The sequence below is a fragment of the Bacteroidota bacterium genome (assembly GCA_018698135.1).
Taxonomy (GTDB): domain Bacteria; phylum Bacteroidota; class Bacteroidia; order CAILMK01; family JAAYUY01; genus JABINZ01.
The window spans coordinates 1-6,801 of the sequence record JABINZ010000048.1 but is presented as its reverse complement, the minus strand read 5'-3'; the positions used below and the strand labels follow the sequence as shown (position 1 = coordinate 6,801).

At 33.1% G+C, this 6,801-nt stretch carries 2 protein-coding genes; both read right to left on the bottom strand.

The window, feature by feature from the left end; translation table 11 throughout:
* Nucleotides 1-70: 70 nt before the first annotated feature.
* Nucleotides 71-2,488, bottom strand: coding sequence for a hypothetical protein (locus HOG71_03050; GenBank protein MBT5989807.1), 2,418 nt, complete (start codon nucleotides 2,486-2,488; stop codon nucleotides 71-73).
* 2 nt (nucleotides 2,489-2,490) lie between these two features.
* Nucleotides 2,491-6,450 carry a DUF5011 domain-containing protein gene (locus tag HOG71_03045; protein MBT5989806.1) on the bottom strand — a complete coding sequence of 1,320 codons (3,960 nt, stop codon included), beginning with the start codon at nucleotides 6,448-6,450 and terminating at the stop codon, nucleotides 2,491-2,493.
* Nucleotides 6,451-6,801: the final 351 nt, after the last annotated feature.

Genomic DNA, 6,801 nt, shown 5'->3' with positions numbered 1-6,801 from the left:
ATGAGAATTGAAGAGAAATATCATAAAAATACCATCCTATGCTGTGAAAAAAAGAAAAAATCGGATGGAATCAAGAAAAAAACACAAAAAAAAAGGATGAAAATTTAAACATTATAGAATAATTGGTTTTGCAACGGTCTTCAAACGTATTATTTTGAATTAAACAGCTGTCTGTTCTATTAATGCGTATACCGTGATTATTTGCTTTACGAAAATAATTATTTTGAATGACAAATTCCTGTGCATCTTTAGCTGTATGGATTGCCGAAATATATATATGATCATCACCCCCTATAAAAGTGTTGTTGGATATATTAATATACTCTGACTTGATGGTGTTTTGAGTTAAATATATGGCCTGACAGCCATAACTATTTGAATCAAGAATAAACACATTGTTTTGAATGGATAAGTGATTTGTTCCATAGGACAAATAGATGAGTGTGGAGCCTCCATTTGAATTTCCTTTAAAAGTGATGTTTTCAATGTTTATATAATCTGCACTCATAATTCTTAACAATCGATAGCTTTTTGCTACCAGAAACACAGAATCCTTATCAACTCCTTTGATATATATAGGTTGAGTTTTGGAATGTCCTGAGATGAAAGGAATAAAGGCATCTTCATAATAGGTTCCAGCATGTATTAGAAATGTGATGGTGTCGCACATGCCTTTCTCAACTAAAGTTGCCAAGCCTTCGGTTAGGGTGCTAAAGTCAGCCTGACTTCCGCCAATATGATAGGTGCCCGCTAGTATGTTCTGAATATTATTAAACGACAGAGAGTCGTTGTATGGGTTTAAGTCAGTTATGGAGTCATTAATAAGCGAATGAATAAAACTGAAACTATCATCTGTTGATCTAGTGAAATCATACATTCCCATTGAAATATGGGCTGTATCGCCTGGACTTATATGCTTATTGAAATAAACACTATTTTGCCTTGCACTATTCGCAAACCAAATTATTGAATCACTTTTAATGGTATCTGCACCCACATTTTTAACAGCTATTTTAATGGGTTGACTGGAAGGGCAGAAGGAGTTCAGTGGAGAAAGGAACGATTGCATGGCTAAATCATATTGTAACTTGTCCAGTTCATAAGCACCCATGGTAGGAGATATTCTTGCTGAGTCATAAAAATCTGTTGTTACCAATGGGAAAGTTGTTCCAAAATTCAGATGATAAGCATGGTGTTTAATGTCAACAATTGAATCGAATATTGGGTTGAAGAATACAGAATGTTGATCATAACCGGATAATACCTGCCAATCTGAAAACTTTTTAATATAACCTGCTGAAGGATGTCGGGCAATTGTATCACATGCGGTATAAAAGCTGTTGTAATCGCAATCCGAATAGTATAGTGAGTCATATAATTGTATGGCTAAAGCATTATTATTAACAACTATATTATTTAAAAATCGGTTATTATATCCTGATCCTAAACCTGCACTCATGCCTGTGGAATTCGTATTCGGACCATAACTTATGTTTTTAACTCTAAATGTATTGTGTACAATATCCAAATAGGTGCTACCCGAAGTTGCAAATGCGGAATTCTCATTAATACTACCTGAACCAACAACAACATCAACAATATTATTTGCTACCAGACCTCTATTTGTAGGAGTTCCATTGAAACTAATACCAAGTCCAAAATTAAAAGTATGATGATTCAAATAAATTCGATTTTTTTCGATTGATAATGTGCCTTCAACCGAACCACATACAATTCCCTTAAAGGAGGGAAGGCTTTGGTCCACTCCTCTAATATAATTATTTTGAATTTTCAGGTTAACTATTCTCATAAGGTTTACAGCTTCCTTTGAGAAAGAGTCAAATGTATTTCGCTCAATTGTTAGGTTTCGACAATAATAATCTTCGTGACAGAAAATAAATATGGATGAAGATCCTCGTCTGAAATGATTGTTCTTAATAGTTATGTGGTTGAGTGTGTCAACGGTGGATGTACTAAAAAGATATTTAATTATTCTTCCATTATCTCCATAATTAAAACTGGGATTATAACCCCCCAGCAACATGTTGTTTTCAATGACCAAAGAATCAATTTTTCCATCAAGTAGTATTAATTGAGAATAATCAGGATGGTCAGCTTTTAAAGTAAGATTTCGTAGAATTATGTTTTTTGCGCCATTCAGGTGAAAAATATAGTTATCGTATGTGCCATTATGATGAATTGTAACTTTCGAACTATCCCCACTTTTAGACTGGAATGTGATTGTATTCGTTGGGGAAGAACCAACAATCTTATTTATGGTTAGCTGCTCATTATAACTTCCATCCTGGATATTAAAAACCACTGGCCCTGAAATGCCATGAGTGTCTAAAGCAGCAGCTGCATTTGTTATAGTTGTATAATCAGCATTTGTAATTCCAATTTCGTAGGAGCCTGATAAGCTTTGTGATAAAGCTATATAGGTGAAGCTAAAAAAACAAAGTATAGAGAGAGTTAATTGCTTTTTCATGATTATTTGTAAATAACAAGTTCTTTAATGATAATAAAGTCAGAAGTTAAAACTTTTATAAAATAGATTCCAGCCCCTAATTGAGAAACATTTATTGGTAGCAAATTGCCTTTAATGAATCTTGGTGATGGTAAGTTGAATTGCTTACCAGAAGCATTAAAAATGGTTATACTGATAATTTCAGGAATATTTGAATCGAAACGAAGCGTAAATTCACCATTATTTGGATTTGGATATATTTTAAGCTTGTTGTTAAGTGTGTATTGTTGCTCATCAATACCACTATTGTTTATTATACTAGAGTCCAAATTCGGATAGATTAATACTTCATTTTCGTTTGCAGTTTGTGCCTTAACATTGTTGATCTCAAATAGTAACAATTTATCAGGATCAATGTTTTCAGTTAAAACAAAATGGATGCTTCCAATTTGCCCATACCCATTTACATAATCTTGCTGATCTGTTCTGCTCATGGCCATATCTATCTTATCCGAAAATGTCTTCTGAAAGCTAAGTAAATCAATTCCAGTAGTTCCTAGCCAGGAATTGTTGAATGAAGTTTCGATTTGCTTATTTGCGAAAAGCTGTGAATTGAAATTTAAGGTAAACGCAATTCCATATAATCGATCAATTTGTTTATCTAATGAACCCAACATAATAGGTGCTGTTATTGTGTCACCTGATTTTGGATTTTCAGGTAAATCGATCCAAATAGGAGGATCTGTACTTCGGGCATTATTTGTTATTTCTGCCCTGTTCGACCCATAATTCAGATGAATTGCCAAGGTGTCGCTACTTCCAATGTCTCCATCTCCATCTCCATCAATATGTTTATAGTCACTGCCATTGGCTAAGTTTTGTAACCAAAATGGGGCAGCTTGAGGAGTCCAGTTTGTTGAGGGGGAAGGCCGTATATAGCCAGTACTTCCAAAAGCAACTCCCACTGCTAAAATATCCAAATTATTTACAATACTATCTTTGTTTGCATCACCAGGATATACCGGATCTGGATCGTGTTTATAAACTAAACGCTGAATGGTATTAAAAATAGTACTATTTCCCAATAGGTCTTTGGCCTGAAAGTTAATTGTATCTGTTTCGAGGCGATTGCTAAAAACGGATCCTGTTATTAGAACAGTATCAAGTCCAATGCAACTATCAAAAGCTATAAATCCTGAATCGGTATAATTATCCAAAAGATTAATTGTTACTGAATCGTTTCCTTTTAAATAGAGGATTGGTGGAATATTATCTGGACTTACAATTATTGTTCTTTGTTGCTGAATTGCGCTATTGCCAAATCGATCACTTACATTATATTTAACCCAATACGCTCCATGAATCATTGAGTTGAAATTGCTTGTAATGGTCAAACTATCTGTCAAATTTCCATCAATCATATCATATGCTGAGGCACCTAAATCTGTGTAAGCTGTATCACATTGAGCCAGATATATAGTGTCTTTTCCAAACATTGAAATTACAGGTGCAATTGTATCTGCTTGAACATTAATAAAACAAGCATGATAAAGTGTGTCTTTTATGGCTCCTTGTGAAGCAATTAGTTGCACATGATAGCAGCCTGTGTCGTTAAATACAATTTTGGGATTATTGGAATTTGGATAACCGGAAATAGCCGTAAAGCTAGTTGGTTGAATATCCCACTTTATTCCTGTGGTATAGCATTTTGAGGAATTGAACAAATCAACGGTGTCGGTTTTAAGTACAGGGAAATTATTGGAGGTATAAAAGTCAGCTGCAATACTAACAATTCGGAATACTTTGGTAAACGTATCAGCATGCTGACAATTCCTCGCAATTAGTTTTATGGTGTCTATACCAATAGTCATAGGAGTGAAGGTATAATTTTTTGCTTCACTTACTAATTGATTGTTGTAAAACCAACTGTATTTAATGATTCCATCTGCTATTGTATTATTTGATATGACCGCCAGATTTCCACGGCAAAAAGTATCTGGACAATCTATTGAAATAATTGGTTTTTGATAGGCATAATTTGATTCATCAGCACCAAGTGTTGCTAATATACCACATCGGGCATCTCCATCAATATCGTATAGCACTCCCAGATTTACTCCTGATAAAGCTTTGTAATTACTATCCAAGTGCAGATTAGTAGCTGAAACAAAATGTGGATCTTTATTTAGCTTATAATTTAATAATGAATAACCTTTATTGGTATAGCTGAAAAACTGGTAGAATGTGTAGGCAGTCGTATTAATAAAAAACTTTTTCGGATCCATACCATAGTAAAAATCGTTGTGATTAAAACTTATGTTTGAATTCGTGTTTTCATACTTAATGAGTTTTGCTTTGTCTTCTGCTATCAACAGATTATTAACCAAAGCAATATCATTATTCCAACCACCATAAATAAGTAAAAACGATGAATCTGCTATGGTTGTCACTAGTTTGAATGTATTATGATAAAAATTAATTTTTGCGGAGGTTCCTAAAAACAGTCCATAAATATCACTTGTTTGCGAACCACTATTACAATAAAAAAAATTGTTCAGAAATAGCGATGTATCGTTTGCATTGAGATTTTCATCATTAATACTTGCTGCAATTGTAAAATTATGGATTTTATTATTCTGAATTATTGATTGCCTGCATTTAACCATCTTCATGCCTGTTGTCGAAAAACTGGAATCGCCAATTATCGTATTATTTTCAATAAGGCAACTATCCGTTAGATAAAGAAATATTGCATTATTTTCAGCATATTCAGAATAATTATTTAGAATTTTTATATACTTTGATGTTCCAAGATAAGAGTTCCCATATACATGTATGTGCTCAGTACCATCAATAAACGTATTGTTCTCAATTAATATATGATCTGAATTCGCATACAATTGATACACTTTTACCATGACGGTACTGTGAGCAATAGAAAACCCTTTAAAAATATTATTTCTGATAATGACATGGTGTGAGTTATTTGTGATCTGCAGTAATATAGACCATGCATTTGCTTGATTATATCCTTGGAAAGTAATGTTTTCAATAAGTATATGACTTGCCTGAGATATATTTAAAATAAAATTACTGCTTGGATTAAGGAATACAGTATTTTTATTTTCACCTCTGATAATTAGAGGAGTACTAGCAGATAGTCCGCTAACTGATGAAACTTCAGCTTCCTCATAATAGGTCCCGGCTTTTATCAGAAATGTTACCGTATCGCACATTCCTTTTTCTGCTAAATAACTACATGCCTCTGTTAAGCTGCTGAAGTCTGCTTGATTTCCACCAATGGTATAGGTGCCAGAAAGCTGTTTTGGGAAATTGTCAAACACCAAAGTATCATTGTATTTGTTTAAATCAAGTATACTGTCATTGATAAGTGAATGGTAGACTTTAAGGTCATCATAAGGACGTGCATTGAATTGGTAATTATTGAGGACAATGTGTGCAGTATCTCCGGGATTAATTGGATTATTGATGACTGTATTTTGTTGTTGTGTTCCATTTACAAACCAAAACAAAGTATCAGATTTTATGGTATCCTGACCTTCATTTGCAACTAATATCCTTATCGTTTGACTTGAAGGACAGAACGTATTTGTTGGTGATATAATTGATCTTATTGCTAAATCAAAATCAGCATCTTTAAGTTCATAAGCTCCAATTGTCGGATGTTTTCTTTGAGAGCCAAAATAGTCAGTTGAAACATTAGGATAATTTACACCGATGTTTAGTGGATAAACATAATGTTTAATGCTTTTTATTGAATGGAAAGTAGGGTTAATGAATACAGAATGACTATCATGTTGTGTGACACTTTTCCAGCTTGAATAAGAGTAGTATTTATAAGAATTGTATCTGGTGAAAGTATCTGAAGTTGTAAAATAACAGTTATGGTTACATTGAGCAAAAAATGTAGGTTCAAAAAAACCACTTATTAAAGCAGTATTGGTTATTACAATATTATTCAAAAATCTATTTTGAGTTGACATATTACCTGCAAACTGGAGCGCTTGAGAATAAGGGATGTATATATTACTGCCGTAAACTACCTTTATAGTGTTGAATACAAAATCAGTGTATTTATTGTTGTATGAAGAAATTCCTCTGGAGTTTTGAGAAATGTTATTAAACCCAATAACTGTAATAGAATTATTTACAACCCGACCACGATTGCTTGAACGGGAGTGTAAATCAAACTCTGTCTGGTTATAATTTCCTTTAATTTCAAATTTATAATAATATTCATAATGCTGTTGTAATGTTGGTAACTTTTAGCTTTAGCGTTTAAAAAGTTATCAATATTTCAATGGCTTTGGTTT

What these genes read in the sequence shown, in the direction of transcription:
- HOG71_03050 (MBT5989807.1), bottom strand. Translation starts at nt 2,488, where the DNA reads ATGAAAAAGCAATTAACTCTCTCTATACTTTGTTTTTTTAGCTTCACC.